8 protein-coding genes are annotated in these 17,547 nt (G+C 40.3%); all 8 read left to right on the top strand.

Annotation, left to right across the window (positions count from 1 at the left end):
- Positions 1–25: 25 nt before the first annotated feature.
- Complete coding sequence (locus tag AB1L17_RS09170) at positions 26–622, top strand: DUF1819 family protein (RefSeq protein WP_412844291.1); 597 nt, start codon at positions 26–28, stop codon at positions 620–622.
- A 14-nt stretch (positions 623–636) separates the two neighbouring features.
- The gene (locus AB1L17_RS09175; protein ID WP_412844292.1) at positions 637–1,203 is read left to right on the top strand and encodes a DUF1788 domain-containing protein; all 567 of its coding nucleotides are present in this window, start codon (positions 637–639) and stop codon (positions 1,201–1,203) included.
- An 18-nt stretch (positions 1,204–1,221) separates the two neighbouring features.
- On the top strand, positions 1,222–4,788 hold the full coding sequence (brxC, locus tag AB1L17_RS09180) for a BREX system P-loop protein BrxC (RefSeq protein WP_412844293.1): 3,567 nt from the start codon (positions 1,222–1,224) through the stop codon (positions 4,786–4,788).
- 85 nt (positions 4,789–4,873) lie between these two features.
- A complete protein-coding gene (pglX, locus tag AB1L17_RS09185; RefSeq protein ID WP_412844294.1) occupies positions 4,874–8,395 on the top strand; it encodes a BREX-1 system adenine-specific DNA-methyltransferase PglX in 3,522 nt (1,173 codons plus the stop codon).
- An 84-nt stretch (positions 8,396–8,479) separates the two neighbouring features.
- Entirely contained in the window at positions 8,480–11,032 is a 2,553-nt protein-coding gene (gene pglZ, locus AB1L17_RS09190; RefSeq protein ID WP_412844314.1) for a BREX-1 system phosphatase PglZ type A, read from the top strand.
- 18 nt (positions 11,033–11,050) lie between these two features.
- Positions 11,051–13,105 carry a protease Lon-related BREX system protein BrxL gene (gene brxL / locus AB1L17_RS09195; protein ID WP_412844295.1) on the top strand — a complete coding sequence of 685 codons (2,055 nt, stop codon included), beginning with the start codon at positions 11,051–11,053 and terminating at the stop codon, positions 13,103–13,105.
- A gap of 142 nt (positions 13,106–13,247) precedes the next feature.
- Positions 13,248–14,444 (top strand): exonuclease SbcCD subunit D, encoded by a 1,197-nt coding sequence (locus tag AB1L17_RS09200; RefSeq protein WP_412844296.1) that lies wholly within the window; start codon positions 13,248–13,250, stop codon positions 14,442–14,444.
- Positions 14,401–17,493, top strand: coding sequence for an AAA family ATPase (locus tag AB1L17_RS09205; protein ID WP_412844297.1), 3,093 nt, complete (start codon positions 14,401–14,403; stop codon positions 17,491–17,493). The genes AB1L17_RS09200 and AB1L17_RS09205 overlap by 44 nt, the downstream gene beginning before the upstream one ends.
- Positions 17,494–17,547: the final 54 nt, after the last annotated feature.

Below are 17,547 nucleotides of genomic sequence, written 5' to 3' on the forward strand. Positions count from 1 at the left end.
TATAAGTAAGAAGGGGATGTTAACGATGTTTAACCAACAAGAATATTCTGCCACACTTACTGGTGCAGCGTTTATGTTATATGAATTTAAAAAAGTGCTTACGCTCAAAAATGTAGGTATGAGCGATCATGAAATTAGGAAAACGATCCTTGAAGAAAATTCGTTTCAATATCAGAAGAATTCAAGTTTAAAACGAAGTTTGCCATCTTTGTTGCGAAGAGCACATGTATTGGATGAGTTTTTAACGAAAATGGTATTAGAAGAATCCCTTCAGTCGGGTAAGATCATTAATCTATATGCCATCATGAAAACGGACAGGCTCTTCTTTGAATTTATGAATGAAGTCATTCGGGAGAAGTTTGAAACAAACAATTATCTGTTAGAAAAGAAGGATCTCAATCTTTATTTTACATCTAAAGCGGAACAAGATGCTGGGGTAGCTAGTTGGACAGAGCAAACCGTGAATAAACTGAAACAAGTGATCCTGAGAATACTAGAAGAATCAGGGGTTTTAAAAGATAAGAAAACGGGAGAATTAAGTAGACTTCTCATGGACGACCAATTGAAGGGGCGTATGATCCAAAGTGGGGAAGTTATTTATATACGGGCAATGGGTGAATGAGCGAGGTGAAACACATGGCAAATTTGAATAGTAGACTCGACAAGATAATACCAAAAATAAAAGAAGATAAGTTCATTGAAGGTAGAGGACTTGGTAACGAGATCAGTTTCTATGTCTTCGATTATGAGCCGGAAAAGGAACTGGTTATACGGGATTACGTTCCACATATCCTAAAAGAATTTAGCCACGAAGGATCAAACCGCAAGCTAATTGAGTTTGACCTATATAAGATGCTCATTGAGATCGCCAAGGAGAAGCGAATTTTTGATCGAATTCCCAAAATGGAAGAGAAACAGGGAAAAGATGCTTTGTTTAAGGCGATGACAAACTTTGCGAAGCCTGAAATCTTTCTACAAAAGATTAAAGAGCAAATGCAGGACCACAATGTAGTCCTCATCACAGGTGTAGGCAAAGTATATCCATTTGTTCGTTCCCATAATATCCTGAACAATCTACAAGAGGTACTGGATAAGATCCCAGTTATCATGTTCTTCCCTGGTAAGTACGATGGATTATCTCTTCGCTTATTCGACCGTTTCAAGGATGACAACTATTATAGAGCATTCCGGTTAGTGGATTAAACCAGAGGGGGAAGACTTGTGCTAATCAAAGATATGTTTGTAAAAGGTATAGAAAGACCAATTAAGGGCGTCATTAAGGTCGGACAGACTGACGAAGAGAATACTTATCAGGAACTCGATGAATATGTCGTAACACGAGAGCTTAATAAGCACTTATCCAAGTTTTACGAGAACTATCAGCACGGAATTGACGGAAATACTGATAAAATGGGCGTTTGGATATCGGGCTTCTTTGGTTCGGGTAAATCACACTTTTTGAAGATCCTTGCCTATTTGCTTGAAAATAAGAAAGCCAAAGACAAGAGGGCAATCGATTTTTTCGCCGATAAAATCCAAGATCCAATCGTTCTTGCCAATATGAAGAGAACCGCTAACGTAGAAACCGAAGTTATCCTGTTCAATATTGATTCGAAAAGCTCATTGGATAGCAAGTCCAAAGAAGACGCCATTCTTCGAGTTTTTACTAAAGTATTCTATGAACATCAGGGTTTTTACGGCGATATTCCTGGTGTGGCGGAAATGGAGAAGTATCTGACCAAAGAAGGCGTGTATGAGGACTTTAAGCGTGAGTTTAAAGCGGCAGCAGGCGAAGAATGGGCTGATCGTAGAAATACCTTCTATTTTGATGCAGATTATGTCATTGGAGCTTTAACGAAGGTAACTTCTATGTCGGAAGAAACAGCTAGAAACTGGTTTGAGAATGGTGTCAATAACTTTGAAATCAGTATCGAGAAGTTTTCGAAGGACGTGAAAGACTACATTACCCAGAAAGGGAACAACTTCCACCTTATTTTCCTGGTCGATGAGATTGGGCAATACATAGGAGATAGTCGACAGTTGATGCTCAACCTCCAAACATTGGCGGAGGATCTCGGAACGCATTGTTCAGGTAAAGTGTGGATCATGGTCACTTCGCAGGAAAGCATCGACAGTATTGTGAAGGTAAAGGGGGATGACTTCTCACGTATTCAGGGACGATTCGACACGAGACTGTCCCTATCTTCCATCTCAGTAGACGAGGTTATTAAGAAACGGATCCTCGAAAAGAAGGAGCATGCGTCTGACAAACTGAAGCTTCTTCACCATGAGAAGAGTGCAACGCTCAAGAATCTAATAAGCTTTAAGGACAGCACAGCAGATTTAAGAGGGTATGAAGACGATAGAGAATTTGCGGATGTATATCCGTTTCTTCCTTATCAGTTCAAACTTCTTCAGAATGTGTTCGAGCAAGTACGAAAACACGGAAGCTCTGGTAAACATTTGTCTGAAGGTGAACGCTCGATGCTCTCTGCATTCAAAGAGGCTGGCTTACGATTTAAAAATGCAGAGGAAGGCACATTAATTCCTTTTTACGCATTCTACGACACAATCAAAGAGTTCTTAACGCCATCTATTGCAAGGGTTATTGAGGGGGCATATGAGAATCCAGCATTACGTGACGATGAATTTAACATAGATCTACTTAAAGTGCTGTTTATGATTAAGTATATTAAAGAGCTTCCTGCTAATATCGATAATATTGCCACGCTCATGGTCACACAGATCGATGAAGATAAGTTGGCATTGAAGGAGAAAATCAAGGTTGCACTTCGAAAACTGATCTCCCAGACACTCATTCAGAAAAACGGTGAGTTCTACTTATTCCTGACGGATGACGAACAGGATATCAATCGTGAGATCAAAGGTATGAAAATCGAAGAGGATGTTATCAAGCGTGAGCTTGCCACCTATATTTTTCAAGACTTGTACGATGACAAAAGATACCGCTACTCGGCACAGTACCAATTCCCGTACAACCAGAAGATGGATGAGAAAAATATTGGTAATCAAACATCCAGCATCGGAATTAATATCCTTTCGCCGCTATCAGATCATTATGCCAAATCTGAACAAGAGCTTATGCTTATGTCTTCTGGTACAGGGGAGATGATTCTAAAGCTGGGTGCAAATGAAGCTTACGTGGAAGAGATGGAAGAAGTGCTCAAAATTGAAGAGTATCGGAAGAAGAAGAATCCGACACAGCTTCCAGAGAGCATTCAGAACATCTTGAACAATAAACAAGCAGAGGCAAGGGATCGCAGACGAAGAGTAAAGGATATGCTGGAAGAAGCCATCAAGGGTGGCGTATTCTACATTAACGGTAATAAGGCTGAGATCAAAGGTACGTTGGTTAAAGAGCGGATTAACGCTGGATTTCAGTCGTTGGTCGAGAATGTATATACGAAGCTTGGTTATGTGAAGACATTCCTGGATTCGGAGAAGGACTTGATATCGACTCTAAGAAGGAATACCGAACAAATGTCCATAGATGGAACACATACGAATGCAAACGAACTGGCTATTAAAGAAGTCATGGATTTTATCAGTTTGCAGGATAGTATCCAGAAGCAAGTACGTGTCAAAGTGTTATTAGACCGCTTCAAGCACAAGCCTTATGGTTGGAAGGATCTCGATATAGCGGGGCTGATTGCGGAATTAATGAGAGAACAACGAATCCGACTTCGACTCAACTCGGAATATTTGGAGCCAGAAGACGGTAACACCGTTAATGCATTGACTAAGGCGAGTGAAGTTGAAAAAACCATTGTTGTAAAACGGGTTAAAGTTGATGAATCTTTACTTAGAATTGCCAAAAACATCTGTAAGCAAGTATTTAATAGAACAGATGTGGCAGACGATGAGGATGGGCTAATTAAAGATATTCGAGGATTCATTGAAGATCAGGTTAAAGAGATTAATGGACTCAAAAGCCGCTACGAAGGCAGAAAATATCCTGGCGGCAGTCTCTTGGACAAAGGTCTTGAATATTTCGGTGAGTTTACGAAGGGATTAGATAATGTATCGTTCTTTACCAAGCTTCGGGATCTGGAAGATAATCTGTTAGACTGGGAAGAAGATGTTACGTATGTGAAGAGCTTTTTCGCCTCCCAAAAAGATATCTTTGATAAAGGACTTCGAGCAATAGAGAAATACAAGGAGAACGATATTTATTTATCGAGCAACGAAATTAAAGGTTATGCTGAAAAATTACAAGAGATTCTAACGGAAGTCGAACCTTATAGAAGAATCAAGGAGATCCCTGAGCTTGTGAATAAAATTGATGAGCAGATTCAGGGTGTGCTTGAAGAGAAGAAAATATCGGCGAAAAGTGTTATTCAATTGGATTTGGATTATCTCACGCTACGTGCCAGTGAAGAGGGTGTATCTGAAGAGACAAAAAATCGTATTCAAGTTTACTATGACAACTTATATAGCGTTATGAATGGGCTTACCGATATATTCAAGGTGGATGCAACAATAACACAAAGCAACGATTTTAAAGATAAGCAGGGAATCGCACTTAATCGTGAAATTCAAGCATTTTATGAAAAACAAGAAAGCAAGAAGCCAGAAGTGGTGGTTGACGGAAAAGAGCCTTACGTAGCGGTGAAAACAGCTTCTCAGAAAGAGCGGGTGAAAGTGAATAGCTTACTCGTCACCAAGACTTTGCGTACAGAAGAAGATGTGGATCGCCTACTTAATACTCTTTCGGCTGAGCTGAAGAAGATTATTAAGAGCAATAAGCAAATTGAATTTATTGATTAATGGGCTGGTCTGTGCCGCGGTATTAGCCGCGGCACTCTGGCCATTGTATTAATCACATTCCAATATGGGTTGGTGGACAACACGCATGAATAAATCAGCATTGAAAAACTTTGCGACCATTGCTCGTAAAGAGTTAATTGATAAGGTTAAAGCAAGGGCATTTAGAATAGGAATTACCGAAGAAAGCATCAAGAAAGCTCAAATTGAAAGCTCAGATGCGATCTATATTGATGGCAAACAGCTATCTTCAATTGAAAAGAAGCAAAGAGACAAGCTCATTCAAAGAATAAATGATATTGGTTTCGGTCGTGTAATAGAAGAGGTTTCTTACACATGGTTTAACCGTTTTACCGCATTGCGTTTCATGGAGGTCAATAACTATCTTCCATCAAAAGTCAGAGTGTTATCTTCCAGCAATGCTGATAATCTTGAGCCTGATATAATAAAAGAAGCGTTGTCGGTTGACTTGGACATTGATAAAGATCGAGTGTATGAGCTTAAAATAAATAATAAAACAGAAGATCTGTTCAAGTATTTAATTATCAAACAATGTAACAATTTGAATCAATATCTCCCGTTTATGTTTGAGACAATTGATGATTATAAAGAGATATTATTTCCAGAAGGGTTATTGGCAAAGGATTCCTTTATTCGTGAAATGACTGATGGCAGGAGCATTCGAGAATCAGATTGGGAAAATGTTGAGATTATTGGATGGTTATATCAATTTTATATCTCTGATGAAAAAGATAGGGTTTTTAAGGCAAAGAAAAAATATAAAGCACATGAGATTCCTTTTGCAACACAGTTATTTACTCCAGGATGGATTGTTAAATATCTTGTAGAAAATTCGTTAGGTCGATATTGGATAGAATCACATCCAGAGAATCGTGATCTGATAGATAATTGGAAATTCTACATCGAAATAGGAGACAGAGATGAGGATACCAAAAAGACTCTTACTCCATATTTTAATAATGAATTAAAAGTAGAGGATATTAAATGTTTTGATCCTGCAATGGGAAGCGGACATATGCTCGCTTATATGTTTGACGTGCTTTTTGAGATATACATTAGATGTGGTTATATGGAACGGGAAATTCCAAGATTAATCATTGAGAATAACCTGTTTGGATTAGATGTTGATGATCGAGCATACCAACTTGCTTGTTTTACAGTTGTTATGAAAGCAATGCAATATAACAATAGATTTTTTAGAAGTATCCAGAAAGAAGGGTTAACCCTTAATTTAACTTCCATCCAAGAGACAAATAATTTGAAAGATGACGATATCGCATATTTTGCAGGCGATAAGCAAGGTGTCAAATATAATCTAACAAAAAAATTCGTTGAATCTTTTAGAAATGCAAAAACCTTAGGTTCACTAATAAAATTAGAAGAAATAGATTGTGATTTCTTTGAAAAAAGACTTGATCACATTCTTAATAAACAACCAAATGATATTTTTGAATACAATCTAAAACAAAGACTAATAGAGGTTTTTCCAAAATTAATTAAACAAACTAAAATATTAACCAGTGAGTTTGATGTTTTAGTTACTAATCCCCCGTACATGGGGACGAAGTACATGAATGAGGACTTGGCAAATTATGTGAAAAAGGAGTATCCAGATTCGAAAACGGATATTGGTGCTTCTTTCATGGAGATTAGTCATTGTGTGAAGTCGAATGGGTTTATAGCAATGATTAACCAACATTCATGGATGTTTATATCAAGCTTCGAAGGTTTGCGAAAAAAGATAATTAAGAATAATAATATTTATTCAATGCTACATTTAGGTGCTAACGCATTTGAAGAAATTAATGGTGAAGTTGTACAATCAACTGCTTTTGTGATGAGAAACTCTTATACAAGTAGATTAAAAGGAGAATATATTAGATTAGTAGATTTTAAAGATTCACAAGAGAAAGAAGCTAAAACTTTAAAAGCTGTTATAAACAGTAATGTAGCCTATAGATATTCCTCAATTATGGATGATTATCTAAAAATATCTGGATTACCAATTGCATATTGGGTTACAGAAAAAGTAAGAGAGATATTTAGAAATGAGATTCAACTCGGTGATATTGCCGCTCCAAGGAAAGGAAACTCTACGTCAGACAATAATAGATTTTTAAGATTTTGGTATGAAGTAGACAACCACAAAATAAATTTCGATAAGGAAAAAATAATCAAAGAAGAAACGACTGTTAAAAGATGGTTCCCATACAACAAAGGCGGTGGCTATCGGAAATGGTATGGAAATAATGAATATTTGGTGGACTGGAAGAATGATGCTGAAGAAATTAGAAACATACCTACTGCTGTTATAGCTAATTATGATTACTTTATGAAACCAGGGTTAACTTGGTCTACAGTTACAACCTCTAAATTTAGTATAAGGTTATTCGGTAAAGGGTTTATTTTTGATAACGGTGGATGTTGCTTATTTACAAAAGAAAATGATAGATTATTTTTTTTAGCGTTATTAAATTCAAAAGTGTTCAGTTATCTATTAGGCGAAATCAATCCTACATTAAACTTTCAATCTGGAGAAGTAGCAAAACTTCCTGTTAAGTTTCCAACTGAGAACGTAAGATCTGAAATAGATAATAGCTCTAATGAGAACTATGTGATTTCAAAAAAAGATTGGGACATACTTGAAACATCGTGGGATTTTGCTAAACATCCTATATTAGAATTTAGATTAAACACAAATACAATAGAGCAAGCGTTTAATAATTGGAGTAACTATTCGGAAGAACAATTCCAAAGAGTAAGAAAGAATGAAGAGAAAATTAATGAAATGCTTATTGATTTATATGGTCTCCATGATGAAATAACACCAAATGTTTCGGAAAAGGAGATTACGATCAGTAAATCTGATCGTGAAAGAGATATTAAATCATTTATCTCTTATGCCGTTGGTTGTATGTTTGGAAGGTACTCAATAGATGAAGAAGGACTTATCTTTGCGGGAAACAAGTTTTATCCAGAGAGATATAAAACATTTGCTGTGGACAAAGACAACATTCTCCCAATTCTATCAGGTGCTTATTTTGAAGACGATATAGTCTCCAAATTCATGGAATTTGTTAAAGTGACCTTTGGCGAAGATACTTTAGACGAAAATCTTGAGTATTTAGCGGATTCTCTTGGGAGGAAAGATGGAGAAACAGCTAAAGAAACATTAAGAAGATACTTGCTTAACGACTTCTTCAAAGATCATTTACAAACATACAAAAAGAAACCGATATATTGGCTGTTCACTTCTGGAAAGCAGAAGGCATTTAACTGCTTAATTTACATGCATCGCTATGACAAATCAACTTTGTCGAGAATCAGAACAGATTACCTACATGAACTTCAAATTCGAATGGATGCAGAAAGAAAATCCCTTCTCGATATTATTGATGGAGATGGAACTGCTAAGGAAATCAGCAATGCTAAGAAAGAACTGAAGTCGCTTGACCTGAAGATCGAAGAATTACGTGCATACGATGAACAGCTCCATCACATGGCAGATATGCAGATTGAATTTGATCTGGATGATGGCGTTGCTGTAAACTATGCTAAATTTGAAGGCTTACTCGCTCCAATTAAATAAATTGGGTACAATGGGGATATGCCAGTTAGTCTTGGTATATCCCTGTTTTTAACCTGATGTAAAAGGTGTTGATAAATCGTGAATATGGATGAAGTTATAAAAGCACTGCAAGATGCTTTTCTTCAACCACTTAATGAAGGTGAACAACGTAAAATTGTCTTCTGGTTCGATAAAGACCAGGAGTTTGCTGAATACATACAAGAAATTGCCTTAGAGAACGTCAAGGTACATATATTGACTGAAGGTAACAGCTTCTATACGAAGGTTCTGCTCGAAGAAGAGGATCCAACTTCACATTACTTGATCTACTCTAACTTGGATGTGAACATGGAAGGCAATTGGCTGTTGGATACGATTCTTTACTCTAAGACCTTCTATGCGGATAGGTTATCACTCATTATGAATGAGCTGAATATTGACCCTTCTTTACGAAGTGTTGTAAAGAAATACGAGAAATTCTTTGGCAGTAAGGAACGTCTTCGGAAATTTAAGGCGTTTGAGGTTTCGACTTTTACAGAAGAAACCATTGAGTTGGTCATGATGAGTGCTTTGTCCAATCTCAAAATCCCTGATTTTGAGGATGTCTTGAAAGTTGTTCTGATGGATACGCTCGATGACAGCCAAAACAAATATCTGGATTTGATCACGAAGTTTGTGGGATCAGAAGTGTTTTGGAATGCGGTGGCTGAGTGGTATGGTTATGAGCAAAGTCACAAATCGCTCAAGACGCTGTTTATTCATTTGAGTGTCTCTGCATTAAGCCATGCGGTTAATGAGGAACATCTCTCACTCATTAAGAACTATATTGCCACTCGAAACAAATCAAATTCATTGGTGTTTATCGATCACTGGATGCATCATAAAACAGATTACCAAGTGTTCGATCAGTATGCTGAAATTGCAGAGAAAGAAATCAAGTTATCGGATATTGTGGGAAAGTTTCCTTTAGAGGAATTCAAAACGGCGGATACCTTCCCATATTTCGATAAAGCCATCATTATCTATATCGCAAACAGCCTGGAAGAACGGCTGGAGGATTATGAATCGTATACGAAGTTGATTAACCTACGTCGAGCAAAGCATTACTATGAGCGGTATCAATACATTTATGAAGCTCTGTACTACACAATTAAGATGTTCGAGTTCTACAAAAGATACAGCCTGGGTATCCCGAAAGCACAAGCTGTGGACATGTATCGAGCTTATGTCAATGATTATCACCAAATGGACACGTACTACAGGAAGTTCTATGTCGCTTATGATAATGATTCCAATAGTGAAATTTTGAAAAAGCTCAAAGTGATGGTTGAAAACCTGTATACCAACTGGTACATGGGCGAATTAAATTCCCACTGGTCCGCCGCTGTGCAAGATGAGATGAAATCAAGCTGGGTACTTCCAGGTATCCAAAACCAAAAGGATTTCTATAGAAGCTTTGTTGCTCCTAAAATTTATAATGGTGACAGGGTATTTGTAATCATTTCTGATGCCCTGCGTTATGAAATAGCGGCGGAGCTGGCGGACAAACTTAATTCAGAAACGACAGGAGCTTGTGACATTCAGCCGCTATTGGGTGTCGTCCCTTCTGTTACGAAGTTAGGAATGGCATCGCTTCTACCGTATAAGAGCTTGGACATTGATCTAAACGGTAAAGTGTTGGTTAACGGGCAATCCTCAACTGGTATGGACAACAGAATCGGCATTTTGCAAGTGACAGTAGCCGATAGCACAGTAGTTCACTTTCAAGAGCTGAAAAATATGAATAAGGCTGGCCGCAGAGAAACTTTCAAAGGTAAGAAGCTGATTTATATTTATCACGATAGCATTGATGCGACAGGAGATAAGGCTTCCACCGAGATATATACATTTTCAGCGGTGGAAAGAGCAATCGATGAACTATACGATATAGTTAAAATCATTAAAGATGATTTGAGCGGTACGAATATATTCATCACTGCCGATCATGGCTTCGTTTATCAACGTGAGGCATTGGAAGAGAGTGATAAGATCGAGAAAGAAGGGGTTCAAGCCTTTGAGATCAAGCGGCGACACCTACTTTCACAGGAAAAGAGGGAGCGAAGCGGTCTTCTCGATATTAATATGGATACCCTGATCAAGAATGAGCATCAGATCACGACATACGTTCCGAAAGCAACAATCCGTTTTAAAATTCAAGGAGCAGGAGCGAACTTTGTTCACGGTGGAGCCAGCCTTCAAGAGATTGTTGTACCGCTCATTCAATTTAAAAATATTCGAAGTGGACAGAAGAACAGTCGTGAAATCGAGAAGGTAGATGTAAAGCTTACCAACACGACGAGAAAAATAACAAACAGCCTGTTCACCCTTACATTCTTCCAGACTGAGAAGGTGGAGGACAAGAGAGTTCCTCGGACAGTGAAAATCTACATGTTGGATGATGCGGATGGAGTGATTAGTAATGAAGAAATGCTGATTTGCGACCGCACTTCGGATAAGCCAGATGAGCGGACATTCAAACTTCGTTTTGCATTGAAATCGATACCATATGACAAGAACAGTAACTATTACCTCATTACGAAAGATGTTGAAACGAATGTAATCGTAGAGAAAACTCCATTTACAATTAATTTAGGTATTGTTAGCGATTTTGATTTTTAGAGGAGGGGAGGAATTCGGATGGAGCCAATAGATGGAGAACAATCATTTGATTTAGACAGCAAGCTGAATGATGTTTTTTCGGGCAGAGTCGTTCGAAAAGACCTGACAAAGCTGATGAAAGAAGGAGCAAATGTCCCAGTTTATGTTCTTGAATATCTGCTTGGGATGTATGCAGCAACAGACGATGAGGATAACATCCGTGAAGGGATCGAACGTGTAAAGAAGATCCTATCCGAGAACTTTGTGAGACCTGATGAAGCAGAGAAGGTCAAGTCGAGAATTCGGGAACTGGGTCAATATTCCGTTATCGATAAGATCACTGTAACGCTCAATGAAAAAATAGACTCCTATGTGGCAGAGTTCTCGAATTTGGGTCTAAAAGGAGTTCCTATTTCCCCAAACTATGTCAAAGAGTACGACAAGCTTTTGGCAGGCGGTATATGGTGCATGCTCAAGATGGATTACTTCTTCGATGAAGAGGTAAAGAACAGTAATCCATTTAGTATCAGTAGCCTAAAGCCTATTCAAATGCCGAATATGGATCTTAACGAGGTATTCGAAGGTAGAAGAAGCTTTACGAAAGAGGAATGGATCGATGTACTCATTCGCTCGACAGGTATGGAACCGACACAGCTTGAGGATAGAGTAAAATGGCATCTTCTTCTCAGGCTCGTACCACTTGTCGAGAATAACTATAACATGTGTGAATTGGGTCCAAGAGGAACAGGTAAGTCCCATGTCTATAAAGAGATCTCACCTAACTCTATCCTGGTGTCAGGCGGACAATCGACTGTAGCCAATCTGTTCTATAATATGTCTACGAAGAAAGTCGGGCTTGTGGGGTTATGGGACACAGTGGCTTTCGACGAGGTGGCTGGAATAACGTTTAAGGATAAAGATGGCGTACAGATCATGAAGGATTACATGGCTTCAGGGTCATTTGCACGAGGCAGAGAGGAGAAGGCGGCTTCCGCTTCCATGGTTTTCGTAGGTAATATCAATCAAAGTCTCGATTCGTTAATCAAGACTTCCCACTTGTTTGCACCATTCCCTGAAGCGATGGCGAACGATTCGGCATTCTTTGATCGGATGCACTACTACCTGCCAGGCTGGGAAGTACCGAAAATGCGTCCAGACTTCTTTACAGATAAGTATGGCTTCATTGTGGACTACATGGCTGAATACTTCAGAGAGATGAGGAAGCGCTCGTTTGCAGATGCTCTTGATCGTTATTTTAAACTGGGTAATAATTTGAATCAGCGTGACGTAATAGCTGTACGCAAAACAGTGTCAGGGTTGGTAAAGCTTCTGTATCCAAATGGTGAGTATACGAGAGAAGATATTGAGGAAATTCTGAAATACGCTCTTGAAGGAAGAAGACGGGTAAAAGAGCAACTTAAGAAAATCGGGGGCATGGAATTTTACGATGTCCATTTCTCCTATGTCGACAAAGAAACATTGAATGAAGAATATGTATCAGTTCCTGAACAGGGCGGCGGTAAACTAATTCCCGAAGGCCTTGGTAAGCCAGGGCATGTGTACACAGTAGGTCATGGCGATTCAGGCATGATTGGTGTATACAAGCTGGAAAACCAAGTTGTCTCAGGGACGGGGAAGTTTGAGAAATCTGGGGTTGGGTCACATAGAGGGGCAAAAGAAAGTCTGGATACAGCTTTTCGCTTCTTTACATCGAACAGTAAAAGCATTAGTGGATCCATCAGCACAAAAACAAAAGACTATCTTATGCATATAAGCGATCTTCAGGGGATTGGGTTAACACATGAGCTGGCGATTGCGGAGCTGGTCGGATTATGTTCAGGTGCAATGGAAAGATCAGTTCAGGAGAGTACAGTTGTGCTTGGAAACATGACTGTTGGTGGCACGATTGCCAAAATCGAGGAATTCGCTAATACGCTTCAGATTTGCGTAGACGCAGGGGCGAAAAAAGTGCTGATACCAGCCGCTTCGGTGGTGGACTTTCAAACGGTTCCTGCTGATTTGTTGATCAAGATTCAGCCTGTCTTTTATTCTGACCCTATTGATGCAGTGTATAAAGCTTTGGGAGTATCATAAAACACTTAAATATTTATTGCGAACAAAAGTTCTCTGGCAACCTGTTGTCAGAGAACTTTTGTCAAAATAGGACTAACAGAACAGAAGACACCGGTGACAGGGTAATTACGCTGAAAAAGAACAGAAAGGACGGAGTGATGAAATGAAAATATTCCACACAGCCGACTGGCATCTAGGCAAATTGGTACAAGGTGTTTATATGACTGAGGATCAGCAATATATCCTTGAACAATTCATAAAGGACGTCGAAACAGAGAAACCAGATGTCATCGTTATTGCGGGAGATTTGTACGATCGTGCCGTTCCGCCGACTGAAGCTGTGCAATTGCTAGACCGTGTGCTGGAGACAATTGTTCTTCAATTGAAAATTCCAGTAGTAGCAGTCGCGGGTAATCACGATAGCCCGAGCCGTCTGGATTTCGGCAGCAGCATTATGAAAGCTTCGGGGCTACATATCGCTGGTGAACTGATTCATCCATTTGAGCCTGTCGTATTGCACGATGAGCATGGAGAAGTTCATTTTCATCTCATTCCTTATGCCGAACCTGGCAAGGTACGTTATTTACTTGGAGATGACACGATCAAAACGCATGATGATGCCATGAGCAAGATCACCGAAACAATCAAAGCATCCATGGATCCTAATGCCCGTCATGTGTTCGTCGGCCACGCTTTCGTGACACCGAGTGGTGAAGCGCAGGATAATACCAGCGACTCGGAGAGACCGCTATCCATCGGTGGAGCTGAGCATGTGAGTGCCAAGCATTTTGATGGATTTCATTACACGGCACTTGGGCACCTGCACCAGGCACACCATGTCGGAAATGAAACGATTCGATACGCTGGCTCGCCTCTCAAGTATTCCATTTCGGAAGAACATCACAACAAAGGTTATCTTGTCGTCGAACTGGATGGGAACGGAAATGCAACGATTGAGAAAAGAGACCTTACACCGAAACATGACATGCGAACGGTAGAAGGCCTGATTGCAGATATTGAGAAGCATCCGATCAATGAGGACTATGTGTTTGTTCGCTTGCTGGACGAGGCGCTGGTGCTATCTCCAATGGAAAGGGTTCGTTCCGTTTATCCAAATGCCATGCATGTAGAACGAAAAATGGCCGTTGCAGGACTACTCGGAGAAACGCTGGCCGTAGACGGACGGGCCCAGATGGATGAACTGTCGCTGTTCAAAGCGTTTTATAAAGAAGTGAAGGGAACAGAGCTTTCGACGGAAACGGAGAAGCTGTTTATTGAAACGATGCAAGAGATCTTCAAGAAAGAAGGTGAGCGCCATGAGACCGTTGAAGCTTACGATGACGGCGTTCGGGCCGTATAAGAATGAAGAAGTAATTGATTTCTCTGAACTGAAAGACAATCGCTTGTTTGTCGTATCGGGGAATACGGGAGCTGGAAAAACATCTATCTTTGATGCGATCTGCTTTGCATTATATGGAGATGCAAGCGGGGAGGACCGAAACGACAGTAAAATGCTTCGCAGTCATTTTGCTGATGATCAGGTGCACACTTCAGTTGATTTTGTTTTTGAGCTGAAAGGTCGTTCGTACCGTGTATTCCGGCAGTTGGCTCATGTGAAAGCAGGGAATAAAGGAGCGACGGGCGACAGATATGAGTTATTTGAAATCACGGGTGGAGAAGAGATTCCCATAACTGACCGCTTTATCGTGTCGCAAGTGGACGAAAAGATTCGTGAAATCATTGGTCTCACGAAGGATCAGTTCGGTCAAATCGTCATGCTGCCGCAGGGGGAATTCCGCAAGCTGCTGACCTCCGAAACGGAAAACAAGGAGGAGATTTTGCGTCGTATTTTCAAGACCAATTTGTATAAGGTTGTCGTAGACCAATTGAATGAGAAGCGAAAGGTAATGCAGCAAATTTGTGCTGAGTTGGCCAAAATGCGGGAGTATCATATCAGCAATGTGAAGGGCTCCCTAGCTGGACGTGAAGGTTCTGATCTGTATAACGTCTTTCAGCAGCAGCATTACAATACGCATCAAGTCGTGGAAGCTCTAGATAAAGAGATCGATTACTATGTTGGGCAAATGGTAGAAAAGAAGCAGTTGCTGCAGTCTGAGACAGTAAAACACCAAGAAAAAACGGCGGCATATCATCAAGCTCAACATGTGAATGACCAATTTAACCTTTTGGATCAGAAGGTTGCTGCAAGACAAGAACTTGCCTCGCAAGCGCTTGATATTCAACAAAAAATGGTGGAGCTTTCGCTTGCAGAGCAGGCTGTTCACCTGCACGTATACGAGCGGCATCACGTGGAGATGACGGAAGAACTCATCCGCAAAAACAAACTTCTAGAAGATGCGTTGATCGAATGCGAACAAGCAGTGTCAAGTTTCCGCACGGCCGAAGCAAATTATAAGCAGGAAGAGGGCAAAGAAAAGTTAAGAGAGCAAGCCTTGCGTGAGTTGGAACGCCTTCAGGGATATTTGCCAACAGTAAAGGATATTGATGAAAAGCAGCAGAAGGTACTGCGGCTTGAAACAGAAGTAGAAGCCTTAACAAAACAAGTAGCTGATGCACAGAATGAACTGGAAGCCTTACAGTCTCAACGATCTGAAAAATTAGTTCAGGTAAAAGAATTGGAGGGTAAAGTTGCTCATCTTCCGGAAATGACTGAGCGGCTAAATCTTCTGAGGCAACACGCAACAATGATTCAAGAGTACCTGAACCTCGTAAAAAGATCTTCGGAAGAACATGAAGAAGAAAGAGGATTTTCGGATACATTCGAGCAAGCGAATCGAGCCTATTCTGTAGTAGAGGATCTCTGGATCGAAGGTCAAGCTGGTTTATTAGCGAGCCATCTTCATGACGGTGATACTTGTCCGGTTTGTGGCAGTGTAGAGCACCCGAAAAAGGCTGCTATGATTGGTGAAATCCCTACGAAAGAAGAACTAGAACGGTTGCGAAAAGATAAATCTGTGGCAGAGAAAAAACACCTTGAAGCGAAAGCGAAGTACAATGCCACTTTAGGCCAGATCCAGGAGAAACAGCAGCAAGTGCTTGAACAGGGTTTCAATATCGAAGGAATTCAAGAGACCTTTGCAGAGTTGGTGAAAGAAGGAAAAGCTCTGGCGAATGAGGAGAAGGAGTTGAAGGAGAATCATGCCAAGCTCACTCCACTCAAGCAAGCACTTGAAACGTTGGATCAAACATTAGAAGAGAAACGCAAACAGAAAGAACATACTTCCACCTTATTCAATGACAAGAAGACTGCGTTTGCAACGGAGCAGGCAGTTTATGAACAATTGCTAGCAGCGTTGCCAGAAGAGGTGCGAAGTCTTGAGAAGCTTGAACAGCAAATCCGAGACACAGAAGAGTACAAGAAGAAATTGGATACCGCCTGGAAACAGGCACAAATGCAATACCAGGAAGCGAGTAAACGAAACATTGAGGCGGTTACGAGCCGTACGAATGCGGATAACTTAAAGAACGAAGCAGTAGCAAAGAAAGAAAAAGCGCACCGAAGTTACTTTGAAGCGCTGAAACAGGCAGGGTTTGAGACCGAAGAAGCCTACAAAGCAGCAAAGATGAAAGATGATGCACGATCTGTATTGAAACAACAAATTGAAGCGTATCATACAGCTACAAAAACAATAGAGCAACAAATTGAGGAATTATCAGAAGCACTAGCTGGCAAAGAACGTCAAGACGTTGTGATGTTGCAGCAACATTTGCTGGAGCTGGAACAACGTCTAGAAATCATCCGGAATGAAAACATGCAAGCGGAACTTAACTATGGGAAAGGAACCGAAGGCAAGGTCAATATTCTCGAAGCGGAGAAGACTTGGCAGGACGCCGAACATGAGCACCAGCTGGTGAAGGATTTGTATGATGTCGTTCGAGGAGAAAATACCAAGAAGATCTCGTTTGAAAGATATTTACAAATTGAATTCCTGGAAAAAATTATTTTCAACGCGAACCAACGCTTACAGCAGATTTCGTGCGGGCAATTTTATCTGGTTCGTAGTGACCGCATGGAAAAACGTGGTAGACAAAGCGGACTCGGTTTCGATGTCTATGATCATTACACGGGTCAGCTGCGGGATGTGAAAACATTGTCTGGTGGAGAAAAGTTCAATGCTTCACTATGTTTAGCGCTTGGAATGGCAGATGTTATTCAGTCCTATGAAGGTGGCATTTCGTTGGAAACCATGTTTATTGACGAGGGTTTCGGCTCTCTCGATGAAGAGTCTTTGCACAAGGCCATCGATACCTTGATCGATTTGCAGCAATCCGGACGTATGATCGGTGTCATCTCTCATGTTCAAGAGCTGAAACAAGCCATTCCGGCCATTCTGGAAGTGAAAAAGACAAGAGAGGGATACAGTTACACCAACTTTTGCGTTAGTTAATTTCGGGCAACTCATTCCTGGGGTAAATCTATTTACTACCATACATTGGAAGAA

The organism is Brevibacillus jepli, from assembly GCF_047229145.1.
In the GTDB taxonomy this organism is placed as follows: Bacteria; Bacillota; Bacilli; order Brevibacillales; family Brevibacillaceae; genus Brevibacillus.

What these genes read in the sequence shown, in the direction of transcription:
- AB1L17_RS09170 (WP_412844291.1), top strand. Translation starts at nt 26, where the DNA reads ATGTTTAACCAACAAGAATATTCTGCCACACTTACTGGTGCAGCGTTT.
- AB1L17_RS09200 (WP_412844296.1), top strand. Translation starts at nt 13,248, where the DNA reads ATGAAAATATTCCACACAGCCGACTGGCATCTAGGCAAATTGGTACAA.
- AB1L17_RS09205 (WP_412844297.1), top strand. Translation starts at nt 14,401, where the DNA reads ATGAGACCGTTGAAGCTTACGATGACGGCGTTCGGGCCGTATAAGAAT.
- AB1L17_RS09175 (WP_412844292.1), top strand. Translation starts at nt 637, where the DNA reads ATGGCAAATTTGAATAGTAGACTCGACAAGATAATACCAAAAATAAAA.
- pglZ (WP_412844314.1), top strand. Translation starts at nt 8,480, where the DNA reads ATGGATGAAGTTATAAAAGCACTGCAAGATGCTTTTCTTCAACCACTT.
- brxL (WP_412844295.1), top strand. Translation starts at nt 11,051, where the DNA reads ATGGAGCCAATAGATGGAGAACAATCATTTGATTTAGACAGCAAGCTG.
- pglX (WP_412844294.1), top strand. Translation starts at nt 4,874, where the DNA reads ATGAATAAATCAGCATTGAAAAACTTTGCGACCATTGCTCGTAAAGAG.